Genomic DNA, 21,128 nt, shown 5'->3' with positions numbered 1-21,128 from the left:
CCTGCCTCTACACCAACTGTAAAGGACTCGCAAAGCAGCGGGTCTGGGCGAGCAAGAGGTCCACCTGGCTGCCCTTCGAGGACTGATCGGCCCTGCCGACGTCCGCTTCCGGGTCATCACACTGGCCGTCTCCTGTACCGAACCAGGGCGTGGCCACGCCACCGAAGGTGCTGCGGCTCGAGTGGCGAGCGGTGTGTGCCGAAGATCCATGGCAGCGGCCCGGACCGCTGCTCCGGGCCGAGGCCTGATGCACAGCTGATGGGGATGATGCGGGTGGACGTCAACGAAGTCCTGCTGCCCGGAGTGGGCCTGCGCTATGAGTTCGTCAACCGCGACGGCGACCGCGTCGCGATCGTCGCCCGACGGTCCGGGGACTTCGAGCTGATGGTGTACGAGGGGGAGGATCCCGACGAAGCCCGGCCGGTGCTCCGGTTCACCAGTGAGGAAGCCGACACTGTCGCGGAGATCCTGGGCGCCCCGCGCATCGCCGAGCGGTTCGCCGACCTGACCCGGGAGGTGCCGGGCCTGAGCGCGGGGCAGATCCAGATCGGCCCCGGCAGCCCGTACGCCAGCCGTGCTTTGGGCGACACCCGGGCCCGGACCCGCACGGGTGCCTCGATCGTGGCCGTCGTGCGCGGCGAGGAGGTCATCGCCTCGCCCGGGCCAGCCCAGCCCTTGCGGGCCGGGGACGTCCTGGTGGTCGTCGGCACCCGCGAGGGCATCGCGGGCGTCCAGCGCATCGTCGAAGGCTGACCGTTGCACACGCCGACGGCCCTGCTGCTGGAGCTGGGGATCATCCTTGCCGCGCTCAGCGTGCTCGGCGCTCTTGCCCGGCGCTTCGCCCTCTCGCCCGTGCCGTTGTACCTGGTGGCCGGGCTGGCCCTGGGCGAGGGCGGGCTCGCGCCCGTTCCGGCCGCCCGGGAGTTCGTCGACACCGGTGCGTCGATCGGTGTGATCCTGCTGTTGCTGATCCTCGGCCTGGATTCACCGTCCGGGAGTTCACCGCGAGCCTTCGTCGCCACCGCCCCTCTGCCGCCGTGGACTTGGTACTCAACGCGGCGCCCGGCGCGGTGGCGGGATGGCTGCTCGGTCTGGACGCCGTGGGGACCATGGCGCTGGCCGGCGCCACCTACGTCTCTTCCTCGGGGATCGTCGCCCGCCTGCTCGGCGACCTGCGCCGACTCGGCAACCGGGAGACCCCGGCGGTGCTGTCCGTGCTGGTGGTGGAGGACTTCGCCATGGCCGGATTCCTCCCCCTGCTCGCCGTCATGGCCGCCGGAGGCACCTGGTGGCAGGCGCTGCTCGCCGTCCTGGTGGCCTCCGCGGCCGTCGCCGGGGCGATCACCGGCTCCTACCGCTGGGGCCACCACGTCGGCCGGGTCATGTCCCATCCCGACCCCGAGCAGCTGCTGCTGCGGATCCTCGGCATCACCTTGATCGTGGCGGCCCTGGCCGAGCTCATCCATGTCTCCGCCGCTGTCGGAGCCTTCCTCATCGGACTGTCCCTGACGGGCGAGGCCGCCGACCGGGCGCGAGGTGTCCTGGCTCCATTGCGCGATCTGTTCGCAGCCGTCTTCTTCCTGGCCCTGGGGATGTCCGTCGACCCCGGCGACCTGCTGCCGATGCTGCCTGCCGCCGCGGCGCTGGCCGTGGTCGGCGCCGCGACCAAGGTGGCCGCCGGCTGGTATGCCGCGGCCCGCGAGGGCGCCGGCCGGCGGGGGCGGCTGCGGGCCGGGACTGCCCTCATCGCCCGCGGCGAGTTCTCCGTCGTCATCATCGGCCTCGCCGGTACGGCGGATCAGCGCCTCGGGGCCCTTGTCACCAGCTACGTCATGCTCCTCGCCGTCTGCGGTCCCGTCCTCACCCGATTCGCGCCCACCCGCCCCGTAGCCGCCCGGCCCGCGCAAGGACCTCCCGCGTCTCATGGGCCGGAGCCCGCCGTGCGTCAGTGATGCCCCTCCGCGCCCCGCACCACCGCGACCGGACAGTGCGCGTGATGGAGCAGGGCCTGGCTGACCGATCCCAGCAGCAGTCCGGCGAAGCCGCCACGTCCCCGGGCGCCGACCACCATCAGCCGGGCGGAACGGCTCGCCTCGATCAACGCCTCGCGCGTCCCGCCGTGCACCACCTCCTGCCGCACGGTCACATCTGGGTACCGCTCCCGATGGCCGGCCAGCGCCTCGGCCAGCAGACGTTCCTCGCCCTGCGCGAGATCGGCCGACCGGTTCGTGTACCGCACCGACGCGTCCCGCGCGGCGGGCCTCGGCGCGCTGCCCATGGTCCAGGCGTGCACGGCCATCAGACCGGTCCCGTGCAGCGCGGCCTCGGTGAAGGCGAAGTCCACCGCTTTCTCTCCCGCCGCGGAGCCGTCGACGCCCACCACGACCGGGCCGTCGGCACGCAGTTCCTCTCGCACCACGAGCACCGGACACCGGCCGTGCACCGCCAGATGCACCGCCGTCGAGCCCGCCAGGAGCCCGGCGAACCCGCCCACCCCCCGGGACCCGACCACCACCAGCTCGGCGGCACGCGACTGCGCCTCCAGCACTTTCAGCGGCTCACCCGTCACCACGGCATGCGAGACCTGAATCTCCGCCTCCGTGGTCTTGGCACGCTTCACCGCCTCGGCCACCAGACGCTCGACCGTGTTCCGGACACCGCCCGCAGGCGGGCCCAGCGGGAACGGGCCCGGTGGTGGATGCATCGCGGGCCACAGGAAGGCATGCACCACCCGCAGTTCCGCGTCTCGCAGCCGCGCCTCGCGCGCAGCCACCTCGACAGCCGCCAGACCCGAGGCCGACCCGTCCACACCCACAACCACCCGACCGGCCACCGTGCCTCCCAGACCTCGGACGCCAGACCCCCACCTTCAGCTTCACGCCGATCTCGGATCACCGCCAGAGAACCGGGCGTCCTGCGGCTGAGTTATCCGGCCCCTCGTGCCCTGATCGAACGATCACTGGGGCATCCGCGTCGCAGGGCATCGCGTGCCACCTCCCCACGGCGCGCAACCACCGGAAACAGCCGTCGGCGGCTGAGCAGCACGGGCCGCGGGTGGCAGCGCCTCGCGAACACCTCGGCAGGGGCGCACCAGCACGCTTCGGACACGCCCCCGGAGTAGTGCGAGGGCCCGTTTTCGGCCTTTCCCGGCGTGCCCGCGCGATCCCCGCCCCGCCCGGCCTGCAACAGTCCTATGCTTCTACTCGTCTGTAGAAGGCCCGCGGCAGGGCGGGGCCTCATGCACGCGGAAGAGGACACGCATGGCTTCGATCGACCTGGACAAGGTGCTGGACAGGGCGTGGGCGGACAAGCCCCTGCCCGAGATCCTGGCCGCCCCCGTGGGCGCTCTCAAGGGGGTCTCCGACCGCGACGGCGAACTGCTGCAGGAGGCGTTCGGGGTCAAGACCGTAGCCGACCTGGCCGAGTTGAAGTACGTCCGCTGGGCGCAGGCCCTCGCCGCGCTGGACGCGGCCAAGTAGCCCGCCCCGCGCACAGCCGTGGTGCCGTGCGCCCGCCCCGGCGCGCGGCACCGCACCTGAACGAGACACACGCACGTATAAGGAGTGGACGCCACCATGGTGTTCAAACGACTGCTCGGATCACTCGGCGTGGGCGGACCCACCGTCGACACGGTTCTCGACCCGGGAGCCGCCCGCCCCGGCGGCGCGCTGACCGGCCAGGTCCATCTCAAGGGCGGAGACGCCGACTTCGACATCGAGCACATCACCCTGGAACTCGTGGCCCGGGTCGAGGCCGAGCACAGCGAGGGCGAGAGTGAGGGCGTCGTCGCCTTCGAGCGGTTCACCGTCGGCGGCGGCTTCCGGCTGGGCGCGGGTCAGCAACACAGCGTCCCGTTCACGGTGACACTGCCGTGGGAGACGCCGATCACCGAGCTGTACGGGCAAGCCCTCGGCATCGTCCTCGGCGTGCGCACCGAGCTGGCGGTGGCCAGCGCCAAGGACAAGGGCGACCTGGACCAGCTCAACATCGCCCCGCTGCCCGCGCAGGAGGCGATCCTGGAAGCCCTCGGCCAGCTCGGCTTCGGCTTCAAGTCCGCCGACCTGGAGTACGGGCGCATCGGCGGCACCGGCCAGCAGCTGCCCTTCTACCAGGAGATCGAACTGACCCCGGCGCCGCAGTACGCGAACCAGGTCAACGAGATCGAGGTGACCTTCCTGGCCAACCCGGGTGGCATCGAGGTCGTCCTGGAGGCCGACAAGCGCGGCGGCTTCTTCTCCGGCGGCCACGACGCGCTGACCCGCTTCACCGTCGGCCATCACGACTCCCGCGACTGGAACACGGAAGTCGACGGCTGGATCCGTCAGTTGGTCGAGCACCGGGTATCGCACGGCTCCCACGGTGCCTATGGTCACGGTGACCCGTACGGAGGGCACGGGCACGGCGGACACCACGGGCACGGCGAGCATCACCACGGCGACCACCACCGTTCCGGCCCTGGCATGGGCACCGTCGTCGCCGCAGGTGCCGCCGGGCTCGCGGTCGGCGTCGTAGGCGGCATGGTCGCAGCCGAAGTCGTGGACGAGGTCGGGGACTTCTTCGAGGGCGACGAGGAGGACGAGGGCTGATACCAGGCCCCGGCGGACTGTAAGAGGATGCGCAAGCAGGGGGTGGGCAGGCGCACTGCTCCGCCCCCTGCTGATAACTTCTACGGTGTTGTAGAAGAAGCGCTGTCCGGAGCACCCCGGTCCGGGCATCCTCCCGATACGTACGGAGTTCTCATGGCCCTGTGGGACCGCCTCAAGGAGTCCGCATCGACGATGCAGACCCAGCTCATGGCGAAGAAGAACGACCTCAAGAGCGGCGCCTTCCGCGACGCCAGCATGGCGATGTGCGCCCTCGTCGCCGCCGCAGACGGCACCGTCGACCCCTCCGAGCGGCAGCGCGTGGCCCAGCTCATCGCCACCAACGAGGTGTTGCAGAACTTCGACGCCGACGACCTGCGCCGCCGTTTCGAGGAGAATCTCAACAAGCTCACCGCCGACTTCGACTTCGGCAAGGTGAGTGTCATGCAGGAGATCGCCAAGGCGAAGAAGAAGCCCGCCGAAGCACGGGCCGTCATCCAGATCGGCATCGTCATCGGCGGCGCCGACGGCGACTTCGACAAGGACGAGCAGGCCGTGGTCCGCGAAGCGTGCTACGCCCTGGACCTGCCGCCCCACGAGTTCGACCTCTGACCGACCCGACCGTGTGGCGGGCCGCGCGCCCTTTCGGTGCCGGCCCGCCACACCAACGGTGAGAGCTGGAGTAGTGATGCCGGACGTCGGCCGACCCGAGATGCGGAACTCACTGGGGCATCTGCGCACGGCCGCGGTCCTGGCCAGCGCCGGAATGCTGGTCAGCATCGTGCTCTCGGCCCTGCCCCAGGAACCCATCCCGCTGCCGTTCAGCGCCGGACACCACCAGGACCGGCAGCCGGGCACCGCGACCATCACCGACGAGGCCGAAACCGTCTTCCGCCTCGTGGAGGGGGCAGGGCTCCCCGTCGAGAACGCGGGCCTCTACGCCCACCGCGAAGAGGACCCCGACGGTCTCCTGGGGGCACATGACGGCTACCTCGCACCCGCGCCGAGCGCCTGCAGATCCCCCGCCTCCCGCTCACCGGCCCAGGCCGAGCATGCCTACCTCAAGGGGCGGGTTCTGCTGCGCCTGTCCCTCTACCTGCCCGAGAGCGCGGCCGACACCTACGCCGCCGCGCTCGACGCCTCCGGCACCGTCCGGCCGGCCAGCCACCGAATGGACACGGCGGACGCCAACGGTGTGCCGATCGGACAGGTTGGTGACGCGGCTGGCTGGGGTGTGGCCGCCGATGCCGGGGTGGGGGCGGTCGCCGCGACGGGATCAACGCCTCGGCACGCGCTCTAGACCTGCGCCGGGTTGCTGTGCAGCTTGCGTCGTTCCCGGCGGTTGGGGTGGCGGATGACTACTCCCGCCATGCCGCCGGACCCGGTGAGCCGGATCAGCGGAGTTCCAGGAAGCCGGTCGGGAGTGGTCTTGTCCTTCAGGCCGCCGACGCCGGGATCCATGCCGCTGGTGTCTGCGGCCCAGCTGTCGGGGATGACAATCGTGACGCCAGACGTCTCCCCGTACGCCTCCACCGCGACCTCCGTGAGGTGGCACTCCACCCGGGTGAAGTCAATCTTCACGCCCCCCATGCCTGCCCGAGCGATCACGTGCCGGGGGACCTCCCAGCGGCCGGGACCTCGAGACGCGCCGTACATGCCGCCCTTGAGGACCAGCGGCGGCCGGCTCTCAGAGGATTTCAGCCTCGGCAAGTCGGCGGTCAGGACGGCCAACTCGGCGTAGGTCTTGGATGTCAGCGCTTGCTCCAGGCGCGAATCCAGCTCATCGAGATCGATTCGCCCCTCGGCTGCCGCATCGCGCAGCTGCTCCACCACTGCTTCCCGATCGTCGTGAGACGCGCGGAGCTCTCCTGATAAGCCGGGGCGCGGAGAGGGCTCCGGAAGCTGGGCAGTCATGACCACAAGGATAGGCAGCCGGCGGACTGAGCAGCCTGGGAATGCGCATCCCGAACAAGAAACACGGCGGAGACTGGCTTTCTTGACCCGCAGACTCTGAACGTATTGGGCTTCATCGGCCTGGGGCGCCTCGGTGCCGCCGCCCAGAGGAACAGCCCACGACGCCCCGTCAGGTCAGGAAACGGTCGCTCACCCGCCTCTCACCGGATGTCTTCGGGATCGAGGCCGACCCGGGTCAAAGGGGCGTGGCCGCGTGCAGGATGAAGACCATCGTCACGGCCGAGTTCGCCGACGACATCGCCGACACGGCAGCCCCCACCGCCGCGCCCCACGTCGCCACACCCACCGACGTGAACAGCGACGGCCAGCTGCGCACCGCCGGAGCGGGTCCGAGCAGAGCCGCCACCCGGCGCGGCACCGGTCCCGCCGCGGCCAAGCCGGCCAGGGTCTCCACCGGGGTGCCCCGGGACACCAGGGCCGCCTTGCCGATCGCGCACGCCACGGCCCGGCGGCTGCCGACCGTCTGGGCCGCCTCCTCGTCCGCCCACCGTTCCGCGGTGTACGACACCGCCGTCCGCAGTGGACGCAGGAAGGGATTGGCCCGCGCGGCCAGCTGGACCGCGAGAAGGAAGCGGTGGTGGCGGGCGGCCAGATGGGCCCGCTCGTGGGCGAACAGTGCCCGGCGCTCGGCCGGTTCGAGGCAGTCCAGTATGGCCGTGGTCACCACCACGCGATCCCGCCGACCGCCTCCCGGCAACGCGTAGGCATAGGGGACGTCGTCCGGGAGCACGGCCACCTTCGTCTCCCGCAGCCCGGCCAGCGCACGGTGGGCCCGACGGCGCACCCGCCCGTGCCGCCACATGGTCCGACCGCACGCCACCAGCACCACGACCAGCGCGGGGATCGCCGCCTTGCCGACGACCTCGTCGTACGGGACGGCCGCCCGCACCTCGGGGTCCGACCAGCCGTCCGGCAGCGGGTTTCCGGGGAGCTGGGCGGTGCCGACCACCATCACCAGGCCGAGGCACAGCGTGCTGCAAGCCGCCATCACCGCGGCCACCCCGGTCAGCAGCCGGGTCGCGGTCCGTGGATGCAGATGCTGCTCGGCCAAGCGCGCGATCGGCCACGCCGTCAGAGGCAGCACCAGCGGCAGAAAGACGAACACCCCCATGAGGCTTCAGTCTTCCCCTTCGTTCCTCGACTGACCCAGCAGCTCACGCAACAGCCGCTCGTCGTCCGGGCCCAGGCCCGTCACGAAGCTGGCCAGCACCGCCTCGCGGTCGCCCTCCGAGTCCAACACCCTGCGCATCTTGTGGGCGGCCAGGCCCGCCTGGTCCGACGCGGACGTCCAGGCGAAGGACCGGCCCGCGCGCTCCCGCGTTACCGCTCCCTTGGCCAGCAGTCGGGTCAGGATGGTGATGACGGTCGTATAGGCGAGGTCTCCGCCCAGGCGCTCCTGCACCCAGCCTGCCGTCGCCGGTCCGTCCGCCTCCCTGAGCGCCGACAGGACCAGCGCCTCCAGCTCACCCTGCCCCCGCCGCCGGGGGCGCTGCCGCTGCTCAGTCACGCCCTGTCTCCCTTCCGCCGCCGTCCGTTTCCCAAGCGGACATCGTATAGACGCCCCCAGGGCCACCACGCGGCCCGAAGAGCCTCGACAGTCACCCGCCACACCCTCTACAAAATTGTAGAAGCTACGCTGCCTCGCGGCATGCCCTCAGACAAGAAGGACCGGGAAAGGAGCGTTGGGACATGGGTGTCATCGCGTGGCTGGTGCTGGGACTCCTCGCCGGAGCGATCGCCAAGGCCATCCTGCCCGGACGCGATCCGGGCGGCTGCGTCGGCACGACGGTCATCGGCATCGCCGGCGCCTTCCTGGGCGGCTGGCTGTCGGCGCATTTCCTCGACCGGCCGGTGCGGCGGGATTTCTTCGACGCCGCGACCTGGGGCTCGGCCATCGCGGGCGCACTCGTGCTGCTGATCGCTTATCGCCTGCTGTTCGGCAACTCACGGGACTGAGGCGGGACATCGCACGACCGCACCGGACCCAAGGCACGGTCGCGTCACCCCTTCACCTTCTCTACAGTGATGTAGATTCTTGAGTCCGGGTCCGTGCCGCGGGCCTCGACCGCACCTGCCGAGAAGGAGTACGCAGTGGGAGTTTCCCTGTCCAAGGGCGGCAACGTCTCGCTCAGCAAGGAGGCACCGGGCCTGACCGCCGTCCTGGTCGGTCTGGGCTGGGACGTCCGTACGACCACCGGCACCGACTACGACCTCGACGCCTCCGCACTGCTCCTCGACACGTCGGGCAAGGTTCTGTCGGATCAGCACTTCGTCTTTTACAACAACCTCAAGAGCCCCGACGGCTCGGTGGAGCACACCGGCGACAACCTCACCGGTGAAGGCGAGGGTGACGACGAGGTCGTCAAGGTGAACCTCGCGGGCGTACCCGCCGAGGTCGACAGGATCGTGTTCCCGGTGTCCATCCACGACGCCGAGAACCGCGGCCAGAGCTTCGGCCAGGTCCGCAACGCCTTCATCCGCATCGTCAACCAGGCCGGCGGCGCCGAGATCGCCCGCTACGACCTGTCCGAGGACGCCTCCACCGAGACCGCGATGGTCTTCGGCGAGCTCTACCGCAACGGCGCCGAGTGGAAGTTCCGTGCCGTCGGGCAGGGCTACGCCTCGGGCCTGGCCGGGATCGCCGCCGACTTCGGCGTGGGCGTCTGAGATCCCGTGGAGGCGGCGCCCGACCGACTCACCCCGGGGCAGGTCCGGCGCCGCCTCCGCACCGCTCCGAGAGCGACACCGACGCCTTCCACCCCTCAGGAGACCATGTGGCCGACCCACTGCGCCTTCGCCCGGAGGACAGGCCGGACTTCGAAGCGGTACTGCACCTGGCTCTCACCACCACGGACATCCATGCGGCTGTGAACGCCGATCCCACCGGCCGGAACACGGCGCGCCTGCGTCTGAGCGCACTCGGGGACGCTGACGAGATCGCCGCCACGGCACGCGCGGAATACGGCACGTACCTCACCCTGCGTACGTCGGCACAGCCCGACCAGCAGCCGCCCCCTGCCGCCGGCAGCCTGCTGCCCGCCCTGGCGGTGCTCACCCCGCTCATCGCCGCCGCATCGGCCGCGGTCCTGCTCGTCCTCGGCTACCTGCTCCAACTGACCGAGGCGGAAGGCACGCTCCCCGGCTCACTGGTCACCGCCGGATGGGCCCTGACGCTGATCGCGGGCACCAGTGCCCTCCTCGCCTTCGCCGCGATGCTGAGAACGGCGATACGCGGCGGCGACGGAACCGCACATGAGGCACGCGTGCAGCAGGCACGGCAGAACTGGCAGCGGGCCCTGCTGGACCGGGGCATGCTGCCCCACCTGCGGCGGTGCCTCCGCGAGGATCCGTCCCTCCGCCCCACCCCGACCCTGGGCGTCCGCACCGCCCACTTCCATGACTCCCGCACCGCCACCAACCCGAAGGAGCACCCCTCCCATGTCGGTCAACCTGAGCAAGGGCCAGCAGATCAGCCTCAGTAAGTCCGACGGCACCGCCCTGAGGTCCGTCCGCATGGGCCTCGGCTGGCAGGCCGCACCCCGCAAGGGCTTCCTCGCCAAGCTCACCGGGGGGCGGGACATCGATCTGGACGCCTCCGCCGTCCTCTTCGCCGCCGGGCAGGCCGCGGACGTCGTCTTCTTCCAGCACCTGGTCAGCGACGACGGCTCGGTCCGGCACACCGGCGACAACCTCACCGGCGGCGCGGGCACGGGAGGCGACGACGAGGCCGTCCTGGTCGACCTGGCCCGCGTGCCCGCCCATATCGACCAGATCGTCTTCACCGTCAATTCCTTCACCGGCCAGACCTTCGCCGAAGTGCAGAACGCCTTCTGCCGGCTGGTCGACGAGACGACCGGCGCCGAGCTGGCCCGCTACACGCTCACCGGGGGTGGCGGCCACACCGCCCAGATCATGGCGAAGGTCCACCGCTCCGGCGGTAGCTGGCAGATGAAGGCCATCGGCGCACCCGCCACCGGCCGCACCTTCCAGGACCTGCTTCCGGCCATCACGCCCCACCTCTGAGCGTCACCGCCGCTACGCTCGCGCCGTCCAGGCCCGGGTCCCGGAGAAGAGAGAGCAGGACACCATGTTCGGACTGAGCGAACTCGCCGTCATCCTCATCGTGGTCATAGCCGTCATCCTCGCCAAGAAGGGCCCCGAGCTGGCCCGCTCCGCAGGCAAGTCGGCCCGCATCCTCAAGGCCGAGGCCCGCGCCATGAAGAAGGAGGAGGAGAACGAGGCGGCGGCAGACACACCTCCACGGATCATCCCGGGTGAGACCGCCGTACCGGGCACCGGCGCGACCGCACCCGGCACGGAACGGCCGTCGGCCCCCGCGCCCGACCGGACCGGGCGCACGGGCGGTACGCCGCCGCAGGACAGCAAGCCGTAGGCCCTGGACACGCCGCACGCCGAGGCGGGCGTCGCCCGGGTGCACAACGGACTGATTCCTTTTCGAACGGGCACTCGCATGTCATCAACGACTGAGGGGTGGCGAACCGATCATGGAGATCTCAGGCATCATCAGCGCGATCGTCATCGGCATCGTGATCGGAGTCCTCGGCCGGCTCGCCGTTCCCGGGCGCCAGCGCATCGGCGTCCTCTGGACGATCCTGATCGGCATCGTCGCCGCGTTCATCGGCACGGCCATAGCCTCCGGCTTCGGCGTCGCCGACACCGACGGTGTCGACTGGGTCGAGTGGCTCTTCCAGATCGCCCTCGCCGCCCTGGGCGTGGCGGCGGTCAGCAAGGTGAAGCTGCGGCGTTGAGCGTCGTCCGGCACTCCGGCGCCGCTCCCGCTTGCAACCGACTTCGGGATGATCTGGCTCTTGAAGGAGCCTTCACCCGCTCCGACGGACGATGCCCGATGGTGGGCAGGCATGGTGGCGACGGCGAGCAGCACGCTTACGCCACCATCAGGAAGCACAGGGCGGTACGACGTACACGGCGATCAGCCCGGCGGCCGTGAGGAGCAGCGCGCTCGCGCGCAGGCGAGTGAGTCGGTGACGTCCCCCTTCGAAAAGGTATGGGGCGTCCGGGGAGTTTCATACCTCTGCGGCGCCCGAGCCGACCAAGGTTGTCCCAGTCCGCGGACACCCCCGACGCGCGGGACCCGCAAGCCTGTGCCTGACTGCCTGCGCGACGGGAAACGATCATTCTCAGCGTGGGAAACGATCTTTGAGGTCTCTGCGTCGGCGCTGACCAGAACATTCCGTCGGTGCCCCGAAAGTACGGACTGCCGGGTTGGATGGCGCGGCTCAGCGAGTGCGAGCGCCGCCGCGCGCGGTCGGCGGGGCGGGAGCCGTGTGCGTGCTCCTGCTGGCGGCGTTGTTCGGCGCGGTCGCCGCCCATGCCCCCGGGAACCAGACAGCGGTGTATTGCTCGATGGCGTCGCGAAGCCCGGTGAACTCAGCTCCCTCCCACGGTGGTTGACCGGCGCGGTGGTACTTGTTGAAGGTGCCGTGAGTGGAGTTGTTCAGGGGCCTGTTGCTTGCCACGTCGCGGCGGTGAAAGGTGCCGTGGTCCAGGAAGCTGAGGCTGACCGCATCGATCTCGCCGCGGTCCGGGTGGACGACCGCAAGGCGTAGACCGCCGTAAGTGTCCGCGTAGATGGTGCGGGTGAAGTCGATTCGGAACCGAAGGTGCATGCCTGGAGTCGGCACGGCGAGGTAGGTGTTGCCCACGACGGTGCTGTCGTGAAAGGGGAGGCGGAGTTCGGCGAAGAACTCAGGGGCTTGCAGAGACAAGGAGGATCTCCGGTCGGGTCAGGAGCGTGCTACCGGCGGCTGGGCAGGGCCGGTCGGCTGGTGGTGCTCCAGCGCGGGACGCTGGCCACGGGCAGCGCAGCCGGACGGCGGGAGGAGACGGCCCGCTGCACGTCGAGCGGAGTAGGAGCCGGCGGGCCCGGCGGGAGGATCGGGGTGAGCTGGGCCATCCCCTTGATGTAGCTGGAGGTCACCTCGCGCCACCGGGGCAGGGGAGCCGGATCGGCGACGCACTCGGTGACGGCGGTGAGCAGGGCGACCGGGGTGTCGGTGCTGGCCGTGGCGTACCAGACGGGCCGGTCGATGGACTTGCCCGCCCACAGCTGCCAGCGCGCGTCGCGCGTGGTCAGTTCGGTTTCCGGATCGAGGTCGCCGGTGGTGAACTCCATGCCGGCGAGCCCGTCCGGGGCCTGGACCGCGAAGACGCCCCAGCGCGGACGGTCGATCTCCCAGCCCTGCTTCAGAAGCGGCACGACCGCGAGGAAGGGATCGTGCTCGTCGATGCCGGAGACCGGCCGGGCAAGGTATGCATCCGGCCCCTGCTCGTACGCCGTGGCCAGGATGGTGGTGAACGCCTGGACAAACTCGGTGGGGACGCGGTCGTTGAAGCAGACGCCCCACGCCGGCGGTCCGAAGGAGTCTTCGTAGGCGTTGATGCGCCAGAGCCCGTCGTCCTCGCCTTCGGGCAGGTAGCCCAGGCGCACGCGCCGGTCGGGAGCGCTCACGTACACGTTGGAGTCCTCGTCGTACCGCAGGTCCCAGCCGAGGTCGAGCAACGGGGCGAGGGCGGGGTCGCCGGTTCCGGTGGTGGAGGCGAGGTGGCGCGGGGAGACGTAGACGTCGCCGTCGATCTCGTGGTGCGAATCGGGCTGTGGGTTCATCGGTCTGCCCTCGTGGTGACGGTGATCTCGTCGGCGGCGGTGTCGAGGCGCTCGGTGACCTCGGCGGTGGTGCGGCCGGTGACGATGTAGAACCCGGCCCGAGCGGTGAACAGGTCGCCGTCGGGCGACAGGACGAGCTCGTCGCCGATCTCGCGGATCCACTGCACTTGGCGCAGCCAGGGGGTGTGGGCGGCGAAGGGCTGGTTGATGTGCCGGGCGGTCAGGGTGCCGGAGGTATCCGGGTAGAGCATGCGGATGCCCGCGGCCCCGCTGCGGGTCGGGGTGAGGTCCGGCGCTCGGCCGCAAGCGAGGTCGGCGGCGGCCCGGGGCAGGTCGATGCCGGTGGCCAGACGGACAAGGTGGCCGATCATGTCGCCGCCGATCCTGGCATTGACCTCGATCAACCGCGGCCGACCGTCCACCAGACGCAGCTCGACGTGCTGCACACCGTCGGTGATCCCCAGGGCCTTGACCGCAGCAGCGGCGGCCGGGGCGACCCGGGCCAGAAGCGGGTCGGCGGCATCGACGGTGTGCCCGGCCTCGTCGAAGTACGGCGCGGGGCCCAGGTGCTTGCGGGTCACGGCGACCGCCGTCGTCGCTCCGCGGTGAGTGACGCATTCGACCGAGAATTCCGGCCCGTCGAGGTACTCCTCGACCAGGACGCCGGTGTCCTCGCGACTGCGGCTCGCACCGGCCGAGGCGAACGCGAACGCGGCGGGCAGTTCTTCGGGCCGATCGACGCGGATCACGCCGATGCTGCCCGCCAAGGCCGCGGGCTTGATGACCGCCGGCAGGCCGAGGGTCATCGTCGCCAGGCTGGCCTCCAGCAGAGTCCGCGCCCTTATTGAGGCGGCCGAGGGCACGCCATGGCGGGCGAACAGAGCCCGGGCGGTGGCCTTGTTGCGACAGGCTCGCATCACCTCGACGGACGTCGAGGACAGACCGAGCGCACGGGCGAGACGGGCGGTGGGGACGAGGTGCCACTCGTCCCAGGTGACCACCCCGGCAAGGTCATGCTGCTCGGCCAGCGCCCGGCCGCCGGCGAGCAGCGCTGCGGGGTCGCTCAGATCGACCACGGTGTGGTCGACGATGAACGGCTTCTCCCACGACGGCTCGGTGCCGGTGAGCAGGACGACGTCGTACGCGGCGGCCACCTGCTCCAGGCAGTAACCGCGGTAGGTCTCGTCGCCGGGAGAAACGACGAGCACGAGAGGACGAGCGGACAAGAAGGGGTTCTCCGAATCGGTGGACGGCGAGACGAGGGAAGAGAGGGGTGTCTCAGGCGGCACGGCGGCGGCGCAGCTCGAACGCCGCTGCCCAGTGAGGGTGTTCGCTGATCAGGCGGCGGGCGTAGAGGGCGGTGTAGCTGTTGTTCAGCCCGGCGACCCCATGAGGGAGCTGGCGGCGCAGGTCCTCGAACAGGTCCTTCAAGCTGATCCGGGTTGCGCCGGCGGCCAGTCGGCGAGCGACCATGCGTTCCAGGGCCCGGTAGACGTGCGGGTTGTGGGCGTCGAAGGCGTGGAACTGCTCGGTGGTGGAGCGACCAGTCGCGCGGTGCGATCCAAGGGCGGCAATGGACATGAAGTTCTCCACAGGCTGGGGGCGCAGCAGGGTCAGGTGCGCAGGGCGGGATCGGTTCGCAGGCGGGCGAAGGCGCAGAACAGACCGAGGGCCTGCAGCACGGCACAGACGGTGATGACGTGGCCCAGCGCGTCGGGCGGAGTGAGCGCGGTGAGCACGCCGGCGACGGGGAAGGGCAGCAGGAGGATGAGGATGGTCGCCGACAGGGTGCTGCCGAACTTCTCCGGAGGGATCAGGCGGGAGCGCAGCGTGCGCAGGACGACCGTCATGCCGCCTTCGCCCGCCATGAGGACCGCGACCAGGACCAGGTAGGACCGGTAGTCGGGAGCCTGGGCAGCGGCGAGACAGCCGAGCGAGGCGAGGGCGGCGCAGGCGGCGCCGACCGGCCACAGACCGAGGCGGTCGAGCGCGAACCGGCAGAGCGTGACGCTGAGGAGCGTCGCTGCGGCAGCGGCGGACCAGACGAGGCCGACTGCAGTGGTGGACTGCCCGAAGTGCTTGACGACGATCACGGGACCGGCCGCTTGAAGAAGGCCGGTGGCCAGGTTGGACAGGGTCAGCCCGGTCACGAGCCAGCCGAGCGCGGGAAGCGAGCGGATGGTGCGCCACCCGGTGAGCAGTCCGGCCCCGGACCTCCCCTTCGGCGCACGGGCCGGTGTCACGGGCGAGTGCGGAGTGCGCAGGGCAAGCAGCGCGGCAAGCAACGAGAGCACGGTGATCACCGCGAGCATCAACGGCGGACCGGCAAGCAGGAGCACCCCGGCGAGCGCCGGACCGGCCAGGGTCGCCGTCTGGTCGATGCCGAGCAGGACGGCCTGGACACGGTGGGCCCGCCGTCCTGCTCGGCGGCCGGCGGCAGCGCCCGCGGTCTCGGCCGCGATATAGCTGAACTCGGTGAGCACGCCGGTCGTCGCCGCCAGCACCATCACGGTCGCGCTCGCCACGGTGCTGGACGGGTGGAGGTGGAGCAGGACCGCGCCGGCGGCAAGGGCCAGCGCCCGGCCCAGGGAGGCCAGGTGGAAGACCACCGCAGCACCGCGCCGGTCGACAACCGATCCGGCCCACCCGAACGCAGCCAGCCGCGGGATCCACTCCAGGGCGAAGGCTGCGCCCGTCAGCGCGGCGGAGCGCGTGGTGGCCAGGACGAGCAGCGGGATGCCGTAGGTGGACATCGCGAACGTCAACGCGTCCGTCGTGCGCGGTAGGTAGATGCTGCGTATCAGCCCGCCGGTGTGGCGTGCGTGCCGGGGTGTGACCGCTTCGCTCACGCGACCGGCTCAGGTTCGGACACCCTGGCCACCTGGAGGTTGTCGGCCAGCCACTGGATCAGGAGCGTGCGGAGACGGGCCAGGCCCGCCTCCGCTCCGTCGGCGCGCTCGGTGATGAGCGATGGTGCCAACAGGGCAAGGACGTGCCGGATGCGGATGCTGAACTCGCAGACGGGGGCCGGGACGGCGTGACGCCGGGCCCAGCGGGCCATCGCGTCGTACAGGCCGGCCAACTCCATCCCAGCCTCGGTCAGTTCCAGACCGGTGCCGGGCGCGATCCGGATGAGACCGTGGGCGCGGGCCGTGTCGGATGCGCTGCGCAGTTGGTGCGTGGAGAGGTCGGGCAGGGTGCCGGCCAGCCGTCGCGGCGGTATGGCGCCGTTGTCGTCGATCTCGGTGACCAGGCGGACCAAGGGCCGCGAGGCGAGCAGTTCGACAGCGCGCTGCGCTTCGGCAGAGGTAAAGGGGGTGCTCATCGGCGCGGGCCTCCCGCCGGGACGGCTGCCTTCGGGCGGGCGGTCGCAGCGTGCGAGAAGAGATCCCCGTTGTGCCAGGCCGGAGGGGAATGGGGTGTCCGAGCGGGTGGGAGCGCCGTGGGGGCCGGCCGAGACTGGCTGCTGATCCACGGCCTCGGCGCGGGTTTCGCCTGCGGGTGCCCCCAGATCGGGTGCCGGGCTGCCTGGTCGAGGGGCTCCCCGGCGGCCCACGCGGACAGGGTGCCGAGCACGGGGCCCAGGCCATCGCCGGCCGAGGACAGCCGGTAGGGCCGGCCCATGCCGTCGGTGTCAACCAGGCCGTCGAAGACGAGCTGCCGCAGAGGCGGATAGATATTGGTCCAGTCGCTGCTGGGCATCACGATTCGGGCCAGAGCCCGGCCGCTGACTTCCTCACGGGACTTCAGCACCCACAGGATGGCGGCGGCATGGCGCCGGGTGAGCAGGGTGAGGCTGTCCTCGATCTGCTCGATCGCGGCCAGCGGGCGGTCCGTCTTCTCCAGGTGTTCCTCGGCCCAGGTAACAATCATCGGTAGGACCGGCAGCAGGGCAACGCCACGTTCGGTGTGGCCGTAGGTCACGTGCCGTGCGGTGTGTTCGGTGCGTTCGACGAGTCCGGCGTCGCACAGCGCCTTGAGTTTGGGGTGGAGCTGGCCGTTCTGCAGCCAGGACACCTTGGCCGCCAGCTCGCTGTAGCGCAGCGGCGGGCCGGAGAGGGCCAGCATGATCCTGACGTTCCAGCGCGGGGTGATCATGGCGAGGGACTCGGTGACCCGGGCGATGTCGGCGTCGGCGTCAGGGGGCAGAGCGGTGATGGCCAAGGGAGAAACTCCTGGGTGAATGAGGGGGGATCGCCTGCGGGTCAGCGGCTGTGCGCCGGACTCGGCGCCGCAAGAGGCGGAGCCGGAGCAGGCTGCGAGGGAGCTGGCGGGACAGGCGTCGGGGCCGGGACGCGGGCCAGGCTCTGCAGGACGGCGGCGACCGATTTGGCCTGGACCTCGCGGACGGCCACGGCTTCGACGAGCCGGCGGGTGCCGTCGAGAAGGTGGGAGACCTCGTGCGGGCCGACCTGCCGTTCGGGGTGAATGAGCCGGGCGAGGTGGTCGCGGTGGAAGTCGATGCTGCGCTCGGCGAGGGCAAGGTCGTCGTGCATGCCGAGCAGGGCGCAGAGCATGCCGCGCGGATGGTCCTGGGCGTGGGCTTCGAGGTCGGCGAACGGTGCGCCGTACAGGTCCTCGACCCGTCCAGCTATGTCGGTGGACGTGGGGTGGGGCAATCGGGGGCTTTCACGGTCGGCGGGCCCGGGCCGCCCCGGCACGCTGGGGTGCCGGGGTGGCAGACGGGGGCAGGGTTGCGGTGGCCCTGAGCTGAGCCGTTCGTACGGGCCGGGCCTGCTGTGCGGGCGGGGGCATGGTGCGCAGCAGCTCGCCGAGGGCGGCGCGGTAGGCGTCGCGGGCCTCCAGTGCCGCGTCCAGCCACTGCGCGTCGAAGCGGAGCTGGTCCGCCGACAGTTCGCCCAGGTTGCGGTCCGGATCCATGTCGGCGTGGACGCGGTCGCGGACCCGGGCGACCTGCTCCTCGGTGAGCGCCAGGAAGGACCGCAGTTCCAGGGCCCGGGCGAGCGCGGGCGAGGCATCGTGGCCGACAGCCGCCTCGTACAGCTCGAGGACCGGCTTACCGAAGACCTTCTGCAGGTCGGCGTCCATGGTGGTGGCCTTGTTCCGGCTCATCGGGCGGCCCTTGCCGACCGCCACGCCGTCGCCGGTGCGGTTGAACCCGCGGGCCGGTTGGGGGCGCTGGTCTGCACCGCAGGCCCGGTGCGGGGCCGAAGGCGGGCGAGGCGCTCTGCGGCGAGGTCCTTCTTCCCCGGGGCGTTCGGGTCGAGGAGCCATCGCACCACCATGGCCCGGCCGTCGCGGGCAGTGACGGCCGCGTTCACCCTGTGGGCGAGGCCCATCGTCGGGTCGTCGACCTCGCTGGGCTGGGTCTGCAGTGCGGCGAGGAGGTCGTCCTCCGCGCGCTCCAGCACGGACTGAGCCTCGACGAGAAGGTTGTGCCACTTGACGACGTCGGTGGCGTCGGGATTCGCGGTCGGCGCGGCGGCGACCGCGGCCTTCAACTGGTCCATGCCCATGCCGAAGCGCGCTTCGATCCGTTCGGTGAGCACGCCCACGGCATCCGCAGAATCCTCGGACATGCCGTCGGACAATGGGGACCTCCTGTTCTGGATAGGCCGATGCGTAGGGAATATGAGGGGTCCTGTGCTCGGCGATGAGCCGCTTGCCGGGACGTGCTGAAGTGCGTTTAGTCCAGGCACATGCGGACGTCGCGGTAGACGTACGTACCAGAGACCCAGCCCTTGACGCCGGTCGTCTTGTCCGTGATGTAGACCCAGTTGCCGCTCTTCTTGTGAGCGGTGAACTTGTGGCTCTTGTGGAGCACGCCGAGCGCCGTGGACTTCGAGCTGGCCTTGGACCGGATGGTCGCGGCCTTGGCGTGCACCGTGTACGGGAGCGGCGGCAGGTTGTGGCAGCTGGCGGCGGTTGCTGCGGTGGGTACGGTCGCGGCGCTGGCGGTGGTGGCGGACAGCACCGGCAGCGCGAGTGCGCCGAGCATCGCCGCGGATATGGCAATTCGGGTGGAGCGCATGCGGAAGAAGCCTCCGTGAAGGCGTGGGGAATGTGTGGAAGGGCGCCGCGGGGGGGTGTCCCGGCGCCTGTATAAGAGTCCGGAGAATCGCCGGTTTGGCTAACCGGCGATCGTCGGCTATGTTGCGCCGCCCGCGTCGGGCTGAGCGCTCAGCGCGAACGGCCTGGCGGGCGCGGGGCAGGGGCCTTCGCCACACCGGCCGGGCGGCTGGCGGCGGCTGCCGGGCGGACCGGCGGGAGAGGGCCGGCCTCGCTGGTGAGCCGGTCGTCGCACCACTGCAGGGCCTCGTCGACCGTGTCGAAGCCGCCCTCGCGCAGGGTGTGCGTCCAGGTGTCGGTGTCGACCTCTTCGACCACAACGCGGAACGGCGACGGGGCGCGTTCGTCCAGGACGCGCAGGGCCACGACGACGACCATGTCGTCCGGGTCGTCGCTGGTGTGGGAGTAGCCCATGGCGTAGTGGTCGCCGTCGCCGGCGAGGCGTCGCTCCAGTGCTCGCGTGGCCTCGTCAGCCGGCGGCGGGCCCAGCTCGGGGTCGAGGCCGATGGCATCGTGCGGGCAGCCGCGGTGGATGAGCCAGGACTGCGCCATCGCGGGCAGCGGCAGCGGGGCCTTCTCGAAGCTGAACGTCCGCTTCTCGTAGTCCCGTTGCAGATGCACGGCGAGCACCTCGGGCATGCCGGGGTGTTCCCAGGTCGCGGTGCGGTCGAACAGGACGTAGTTTCTCTGCACTTCACTCTGCGGCGTAAACAGGTGAGGGTGGGCGCGCCTGGACGATCGACTTGTATGTCTCTAGTAGCGCTTCGTTACGTTGAGTGATCTCGGCTGATCGTGGGCAGATTCCCGGAGTGAGGTTGGGGGAAGTGGAACGGCTCCGGGGCGAGTTGGCGGAGTTCGTTGCCGATGTGTTCGGGTCGTTTCCGCGTCGGGATCAGCGGCGGTGGGGCGAGTGTTACCTGCGGGGCCTGATGCTGGATGGCCGGCGCAAGTCGATCCAGCCGATGGCCGGGCGGCTGCCGGACGGGAACATGCAAGCCCTGCAGCAGTTCGTGAACCAGTCGCCGTGGGATCCGCTGCCGGTCAGGCAGCGGATCGCCGAGCGGCTGTCCGAAGTCGTCAGGCCCGAGGTGTGGGTCATCGACGATGTGTCGTTCCCCAAGTGCGGCAAGGCGTCGGTGGGGGTGGCCCGCCAGTACTGGGAGCGGTCGGCCAACGGGCGAACTGCCAGGTCGCGGTCAGTGTCCATGCTGCCACCGACACTGCCTCGTGCACGTTGGACTGGCAGTGGTATCTGCCGCGTGAGTGGACGGACGAACCGGACCGATGCCGCAGGGCAGGAGTCCCCGGCGACGTGGTGCACCAGGAGAAGTGGCGTCTTGCACTCGGTCTCCTGGACACACTCGCCGAGTGGCAGTTGAAGGCGCCGGTCGTGGTCGCCGACGCCGGCTACGGCGTCAGCACCCCGTTCCGGCTCGGTCTGACGGGCGAGGACTGTCCTATGTCCTGGCCCTGACCGGGAAAGGGGTCGCCCACCCGGAGGACGTCGAGCCGCACCAGCCGGCTTACGGCGGGCTCGGACCGCCCATCCTTGCCCGCTACCGCACCCCACCGCGAGCCGTCTGCGTCCTCGCGGCGGAGACCCTCGGCTGGCGGACACCCGCCGAGCCCTTCGCTAGGCTCGTCGCAACACTTGAGTGATCGCGTGTTGCGATGATCGCCAGAATCCGCTGGTCCGCCGCGGCTTGGTCAATGCAACACCCCTCAGGGTCTGGTGCTGCGACCACCTCTAGAACCCAAGCTGTCGTCCGGGGCCATCGAAAAGTGTCGAAGCCAGGCGAGCGTGCCGTCCAGGAGGACGAAGTCCGGATTCTGCTCGCGTAGGACCTTCAGCAGGCCCGGTGCACGGTCGGCGAGGAGGTCGATGACCGCGCTGG

General features: G+C 70.7%; 27 protein-coding genes and 3 pseudogenes. 13 read left to right on the top strand and 17 right to left on the bottom strand.

Going from position 1 to position 21,128, the window contains the following annotated elements; genetic code table 11:
* The first annotated feature begins 273 nt into the window (after positions 1-273).
* Both ACZ7EG_RS37760 and ACZ7EG_RS37755 read left to right on the top strand, forming a co-directional pair.
* The gene (locus ACZ7EG_RS37760; RefSeq protein WP_471089011.1) at positions 274-753 is read left to right on the top strand and encodes a cation:proton antiporter regulatory subunit; all 480 of its coding nucleotides are present in this window, start codon (positions 274-276) and stop codon (positions 751-753) included.
* Between the two features lie 3 nt (positions 754-756).
* A pseudogene (locus ACZ7EG_RS37755) lies at positions 757-2,016 on the top strand (cation:proton antiporter).
* Here ACZ7EG_RS37755 and ACZ7EG_RS37750 read toward each other — a convergent pair.
* Entirely contained in the window at positions 1,946-2,833 is an 888-nt protein-coding gene (locus tag ACZ7EG_RS37750; protein WP_471089009.1) for a universal stress protein, read from the bottom strand. The pseudogene ACZ7EG_RS37755 and the gene ACZ7EG_RS37750 overlap by 71 nt on opposite strands.
* Positions 2,834-3,260: 427 nt before the next feature.
* Here ACZ7EG_RS37750 and ACZ7EG_RS37745 point away from each other — a divergent pair, with 427 nt between their 5' ends.
* The 4 genes from ACZ7EG_RS37745 to ACZ7EG_RS37730 all read left to right on the top strand — a co-directional run bounded on the left by ACZ7EG_RS37745 (position 3,261) and on the right by ACZ7EG_RS37730 (position 5,883).
* Positions 3,261-3,479 (top strand): hypothetical protein, encoded by a 219-nt coding sequence (locus ACZ7EG_RS37745; RefSeq protein ID WP_471089007.1) that lies wholly within the window; start codon positions 3,261-3,263, stop codon positions 3,477-3,479.
* Between the two features lie 96 nt (positions 3,480-3,575).
* Complete coding sequence (locus ACZ7EG_RS37740) at positions 3,576-4,586, top strand: sporulation protein (protein ID WP_471089005.1); 1,011 nt, start codon at positions 3,576-3,578, stop codon at positions 4,584-4,586.
* A 153-nt stretch (positions 4,587-4,739) separates the two neighbouring features.
* Complete coding sequence (locus ACZ7EG_RS37735) at positions 4,740-5,195, top strand: tellurite resistance TerB family protein (protein WP_392359090.1); 456 nt, start codon at positions 4,740-4,742, stop codon at positions 5,193-5,195.
* A gap of 76 nt (positions 5,196-5,271) precedes the next feature.
* Positions 5,272-5,883: a hypothetical protein gene (locus ACZ7EG_RS37730; protein WP_471089003.1), complete on the top strand. Its 612-nt coding sequence runs from the start codon at positions 5,272-5,274 to the stop codon at positions 5,881-5,883.
* Here the strand turns inward: ACZ7EG_RS37730 and ACZ7EG_RS37725 are convergent.
* The 3 genes from ACZ7EG_RS37725 to ACZ7EG_RS37715 all read right to left on the bottom strand — a co-directional run bounded on the left by ACZ7EG_RS37725 (position 5,880) and on the right by ACZ7EG_RS37715 (position 8,064).
* Positions 5,880-6,497, bottom strand: coding sequence for a DUF1707 SHOCT-like domain-containing protein (locus ACZ7EG_RS37725; RefSeq protein WP_471089001.1), 618 nt, complete (start codon positions 6,495-6,497; stop codon positions 5,880-5,882). The genes ACZ7EG_RS37730 and ACZ7EG_RS37725 overlap by 4 nt on opposite strands.
* Positions 6,498-6,732: 235 nt before the next feature.
* Positions 6,733-7,668: a M56 family metallopeptidase gene (locus tag ACZ7EG_RS37720; protein ID WP_471088999.1), complete on the bottom strand. Its 936-nt coding sequence runs from the start codon at positions 7,666-7,668 to the stop codon at positions 6,733-6,735.
* A gap of 6 nt (positions 7,669-7,674) precedes the next feature.
* Entirely contained in the window at positions 7,675-8,064 is a 390-nt protein-coding gene (locus ACZ7EG_RS37715) for a BlaI/MecI/CopY family transcriptional regulator (RefSeq protein WP_019753563.1), read from the bottom strand.
* Between the two features lie 182 nt (positions 8,065-8,246).
* Here ACZ7EG_RS37715 and ACZ7EG_RS37710 point away from each other — a divergent pair, with 182 nt between their 5' ends.
* The 6 genes from ACZ7EG_RS37710 to ACZ7EG_RS37685 all read left to right on the top strand — a co-directional run bounded on the left by ACZ7EG_RS37710 (position 8,247) and on the right by ACZ7EG_RS37685 (position 11,326).
* Positions 8,247-8,513, top strand: a complete 267-nt coding sequence (locus ACZ7EG_RS37710; protein WP_471088996.1) for a GlsB/YeaQ/YmgE family stress response membrane protein — start codon at positions 8,247-8,249, stop codon at positions 8,511-8,513.
* Between the two features lie 135 nt (positions 8,514-8,648).
* Positions 8,649-9,224 carry a TerD family protein gene (locus ACZ7EG_RS37705; RefSeq protein ID WP_392359080.1) on the top strand — a complete coding sequence of 192 codons (576 nt, stop codon included), beginning with the start codon at positions 8,649-8,651 and terminating at the stop codon, positions 9,222-9,224.
* 107 nt (positions 9,225-9,331) lie between these two features.
* A complete protein-coding gene (locus ACZ7EG_RS37700; RefSeq protein WP_471088994.1) occupies positions 9,332-10,039 on the top strand; it encodes a hypothetical protein in 708 nt (235 codons plus the stop codon).
* On the top strand, positions 9,996-10,580 hold the full coding sequence (locus ACZ7EG_RS37695; RefSeq protein WP_471088993.1) for a TerD family protein: 585 nt from the start codon (positions 9,996-9,998) through the stop codon (positions 10,578-10,580). Before ACZ7EG_RS37700 ends, ACZ7EG_RS37695 begins: the two co-directional genes overlap by 44 nt.
* 64 nt (positions 10,581-10,644) lie before the next feature.
* Positions 10,645-10,950, top strand: coding sequence for a twin-arginine translocase TatA/TatE family subunit (locus ACZ7EG_RS37690; protein ID WP_471088991.1), 306 nt, complete (start codon positions 10,645-10,647; stop codon positions 10,948-10,950).
* Between the two features lie 112 nt (positions 10,951-11,062).
* Complete coding sequence (locus ACZ7EG_RS37685; RefSeq protein WP_392359073.1) at positions 11,063-11,326, top strand: GlsB/YeaQ/YmgE family stress response membrane protein; 264 nt, start codon at positions 11,063-11,065, stop codon at positions 11,324-11,326.
* Between the two features lie 489 nt (positions 11,327-11,815).
* Here the strand turns inward: ACZ7EG_RS37685 and ACZ7EG_RS37680 are convergent, their stop codons facing one another.
* The 12 genes from ACZ7EG_RS37680 to ACZ7EG_RS37625 form a co-directional block, all read right to left on the bottom strand.
* Positions 11,816-12,304, bottom strand: a complete 489-nt coding sequence (locus ACZ7EG_RS37680) for a hypothetical protein (RefSeq protein WP_471088989.1) — start codon at positions 12,302-12,304, stop codon at positions 11,816-11,818.
* 29 nt (positions 12,305-12,333) lie between these two features.
* On the bottom strand, positions 12,334-13,203 hold the full coding sequence (locus tag ACZ7EG_RS37675) for an SPDY domain-containing protein (RefSeq protein WP_392359071.1): 870 nt from the start codon (positions 13,201-13,203) through the stop codon (positions 12,334-12,336).
* Positions 13,200-14,429 carry an ATP-grasp domain-containing protein gene (locus tag ACZ7EG_RS37670; RefSeq protein WP_392359070.1) on the bottom strand — a complete coding sequence of 410 codons (1,230 nt, stop codon included), beginning with the start codon at positions 14,427-14,429 and terminating at the stop codon, positions 13,200-13,202. The genes ACZ7EG_RS37675 and ACZ7EG_RS37670 overlap by 4 nt, the downstream gene beginning before the upstream one ends.
* Positions 14,430-14,481: 52 nt before the next feature.
* Entirely contained in the window at positions 14,482-14,784 is a 303-nt protein-coding gene (locus ACZ7EG_RS37665) for a hypothetical protein (protein ID WP_471088987.1), read from the bottom strand.
* Between the two features lie 32 nt (positions 14,785-14,816).
* On the bottom strand, positions 14,817-16,052 hold the full coding sequence (locus ACZ7EG_RS37660; protein ID WP_471088985.1) for an MFS transporter: 1,236 nt from the start codon (positions 16,050-16,052) through the stop codon (positions 14,817-14,819).
* A complete protein-coding gene (locus tag ACZ7EG_RS37655; protein WP_471088983.1) occupies positions 16,049-16,528 on the bottom strand; it encodes a regulator in 480 nt (159 codons plus the stop codon). The genes ACZ7EG_RS37660 and ACZ7EG_RS37655 overlap by 4 nt, the downstream gene beginning before the upstream one ends.
* On the bottom strand, positions 16,525-17,367 hold the full coding sequence (locus ACZ7EG_RS37650; protein WP_471088981.1) for a winged helix-turn-helix transcriptional regulator: 843 nt from the start codon (positions 17,365-17,367) through the stop codon (positions 16,525-16,527). The genes ACZ7EG_RS37655 and ACZ7EG_RS37650 overlap by 4 nt, the downstream gene beginning before the upstream one ends.
* 41 nt (positions 17,368-17,408) lie before the next feature.
* Positions 17,409-17,822, bottom strand: coding sequence for a hypothetical protein (locus ACZ7EG_RS37645; protein ID WP_471088979.1), 414 nt, complete (start codon positions 17,820-17,822; stop codon positions 17,409-17,411).
* Between the two features lie 10 nt (positions 17,823-17,832).
* On the bottom strand, positions 17,833-18,276 hold the full coding sequence (locus ACZ7EG_RS37640) for a hypothetical protein (RefSeq protein ID WP_471088977.1): 444 nt from the start codon (positions 18,274-18,276) through the stop codon (positions 17,833-17,835).
* The gene (locus ACZ7EG_RS37635; protein ID WP_358651925.1) at positions 18,273-18,755 is read right to left on the bottom strand and encodes a hypothetical protein; all 483 of its coding nucleotides are present in this window, start codon (positions 18,753-18,755) and stop codon (positions 18,273-18,275) included. The genes ACZ7EG_RS37640 and ACZ7EG_RS37635 overlap by 4 nt, the downstream gene beginning before the upstream one ends.
* A gap of 95 nt (positions 18,756-18,850) precedes the next feature.
* Positions 18,851-19,195: an SH3 domain-containing protein gene (locus ACZ7EG_RS37630; protein ID WP_471088975.1), complete on the bottom strand. Its 345-nt coding sequence runs from the start codon at positions 19,193-19,195 to the stop codon at positions 18,851-18,853.
* Between the two features lie 149 nt (positions 19,196-19,344).
* Entirely contained in the window at positions 19,345-19,872 is a 528-nt protein-coding gene (locus ACZ7EG_RS37625; RefSeq protein ID WP_471089116.1) for a hypothetical protein, read from the bottom strand.
* Positions 19,873-20,009: 137 nt separating this feature from the next.
* Between ACZ7EG_RS37625 and ACZ7EG_RS37620 the strand changes: the two are divergent.
* Positions 20,010-20,707, top strand: a pseudogene (locus tag ACZ7EG_RS37620) (IS701 family transposase).
* 320 nt (positions 20,708-21,027) lie between these two features.
* Here ACZ7EG_RS37620 and ACZ7EG_RS37615 read toward each other — a convergent pair.
* Positions 21,028-21,128 (bottom strand): annotated as a pseudogene (locus tag ACZ7EG_RS37615) (IS5/IS1182 family transposase); the annotation flags it as partial.

It is taken from the genome of Streptomyces sp. NPDC037100, assembly GCF_055606225.1.
Note: the sequence above shows the minus strand (reverse complement) of the source record. Positions and strands in the feature narration are given on the sequence as shown.

What these genes read in the sequence shown, in the direction of transcription:
- ACZ7EG_RS37745 (WP_471089007.1), top strand. Translation starts at nt 3,261, where the DNA reads ATGGCTTCGATCGACCTGGACAAGGTGCTGGACAGGGCGTGGGCGGAC.
- ACZ7EG_RS37740 (WP_471089005.1), top strand. Translation starts at nt 3,576, where the DNA reads ATGGTGTTCAAACGACTGCTCGGATCACTCGGCGTGGGCGGACCCACC.
- ACZ7EG_RS37735 (WP_392359090.1), top strand. Translation starts at nt 4,740, where the DNA reads ATGGCCCTGTGGGACCGCCTCAAGGAGTCCGCATCGACGATGCAGACC.
- ACZ7EG_RS37730 (WP_471089003.1), top strand. Translation starts at nt 5,272, where the DNA reads ATGCCGGACGTCGGCCGACCCGAGATGCGGAACTCACTGGGGCATCTG.
- ACZ7EG_RS37725 (WP_471089001.1), bottom strand. Translation starts at nt 6,497, where the DNA reads ATGACTGCCCAGCTTCCGGAGCCCTCTCCGCGCCCCGGCTTATCAGGA.
- ACZ7EG_RS37720 (WP_471088999.1), bottom strand. Translation starts at nt 7,668, where the DNA reads ATGGGGGTGTTCGTCTTTCTGCCGCTGGTGCTGCCTCTGACGGCGTGG.
- ACZ7EG_RS37710 (WP_471088996.1), top strand. Translation starts at nt 8,247, where the DNA reads ATGGGTGTCATCGCGTGGCTGGTGCTGGGACTCCTCGCCGGAGCGATC.
- ACZ7EG_RS37695 (WP_471088993.1), top strand. Translation starts at nt 9,996, where the DNA reads ATGTCGGTCAACCTGAGCAAGGGCCAGCAGATCAGCCTCAGTAAGTCC.
- ACZ7EG_RS37690 (WP_471088991.1), top strand. Translation starts at nt 10,645, where the DNA reads ATGTTCGGACTGAGCGAACTCGCCGTCATCCTCATCGTGGTCATAGCC.
- ACZ7EG_RS37685 (WP_392359073.1), top strand. Translation starts at nt 11,063, where the DNA reads ATGGAGATCTCAGGCATCATCAGCGCGATCGTCATCGGCATCGTGATC.
- ACZ7EG_RS37675 (WP_392359071.1), bottom strand. Translation starts at nt 13,203, where the DNA reads ATGAACCCACAGCCCGATTCGCACCACGAGATCGACGGCGACGTCTAC.
- ACZ7EG_RS37665 (WP_471088987.1), bottom strand. Translation starts at nt 14,784, where the DNA reads ATGTCCATTGCCGCCCTTGGATCGCACCGCGCGACTGGTCGCTCCACC.
- ACZ7EG_RS37655 (WP_471088983.1), bottom strand. Translation starts at nt 16,528, where the DNA reads ATGAGCACCCCCTTTACCTCTGCCGAAGCGCAGCGCGCTGTCGAACTG.
- ACZ7EG_RS37640 (WP_471088977.1), bottom strand. Translation starts at nt 18,276, where the DNA reads ATGAGCCGGAACAAGGCCACCACCATGGACGCCGACCTGCAGAAGGTC.
- ACZ7EG_RS37630 (WP_471088975.1), bottom strand. Translation starts at nt 19,195, where the DNA reads ATGCGCTCCACCCGAATTGCCATATCCGCGGCGATGCTCGGCGCACTC.
- ACZ7EG_RS37625 (WP_471089116.1), bottom strand. Translation starts at nt 19,872, where the DNA reads ATGCCCGAGGTGCTCGCCGTGCATCTGCAACGGGACTACGAGAAGCGG.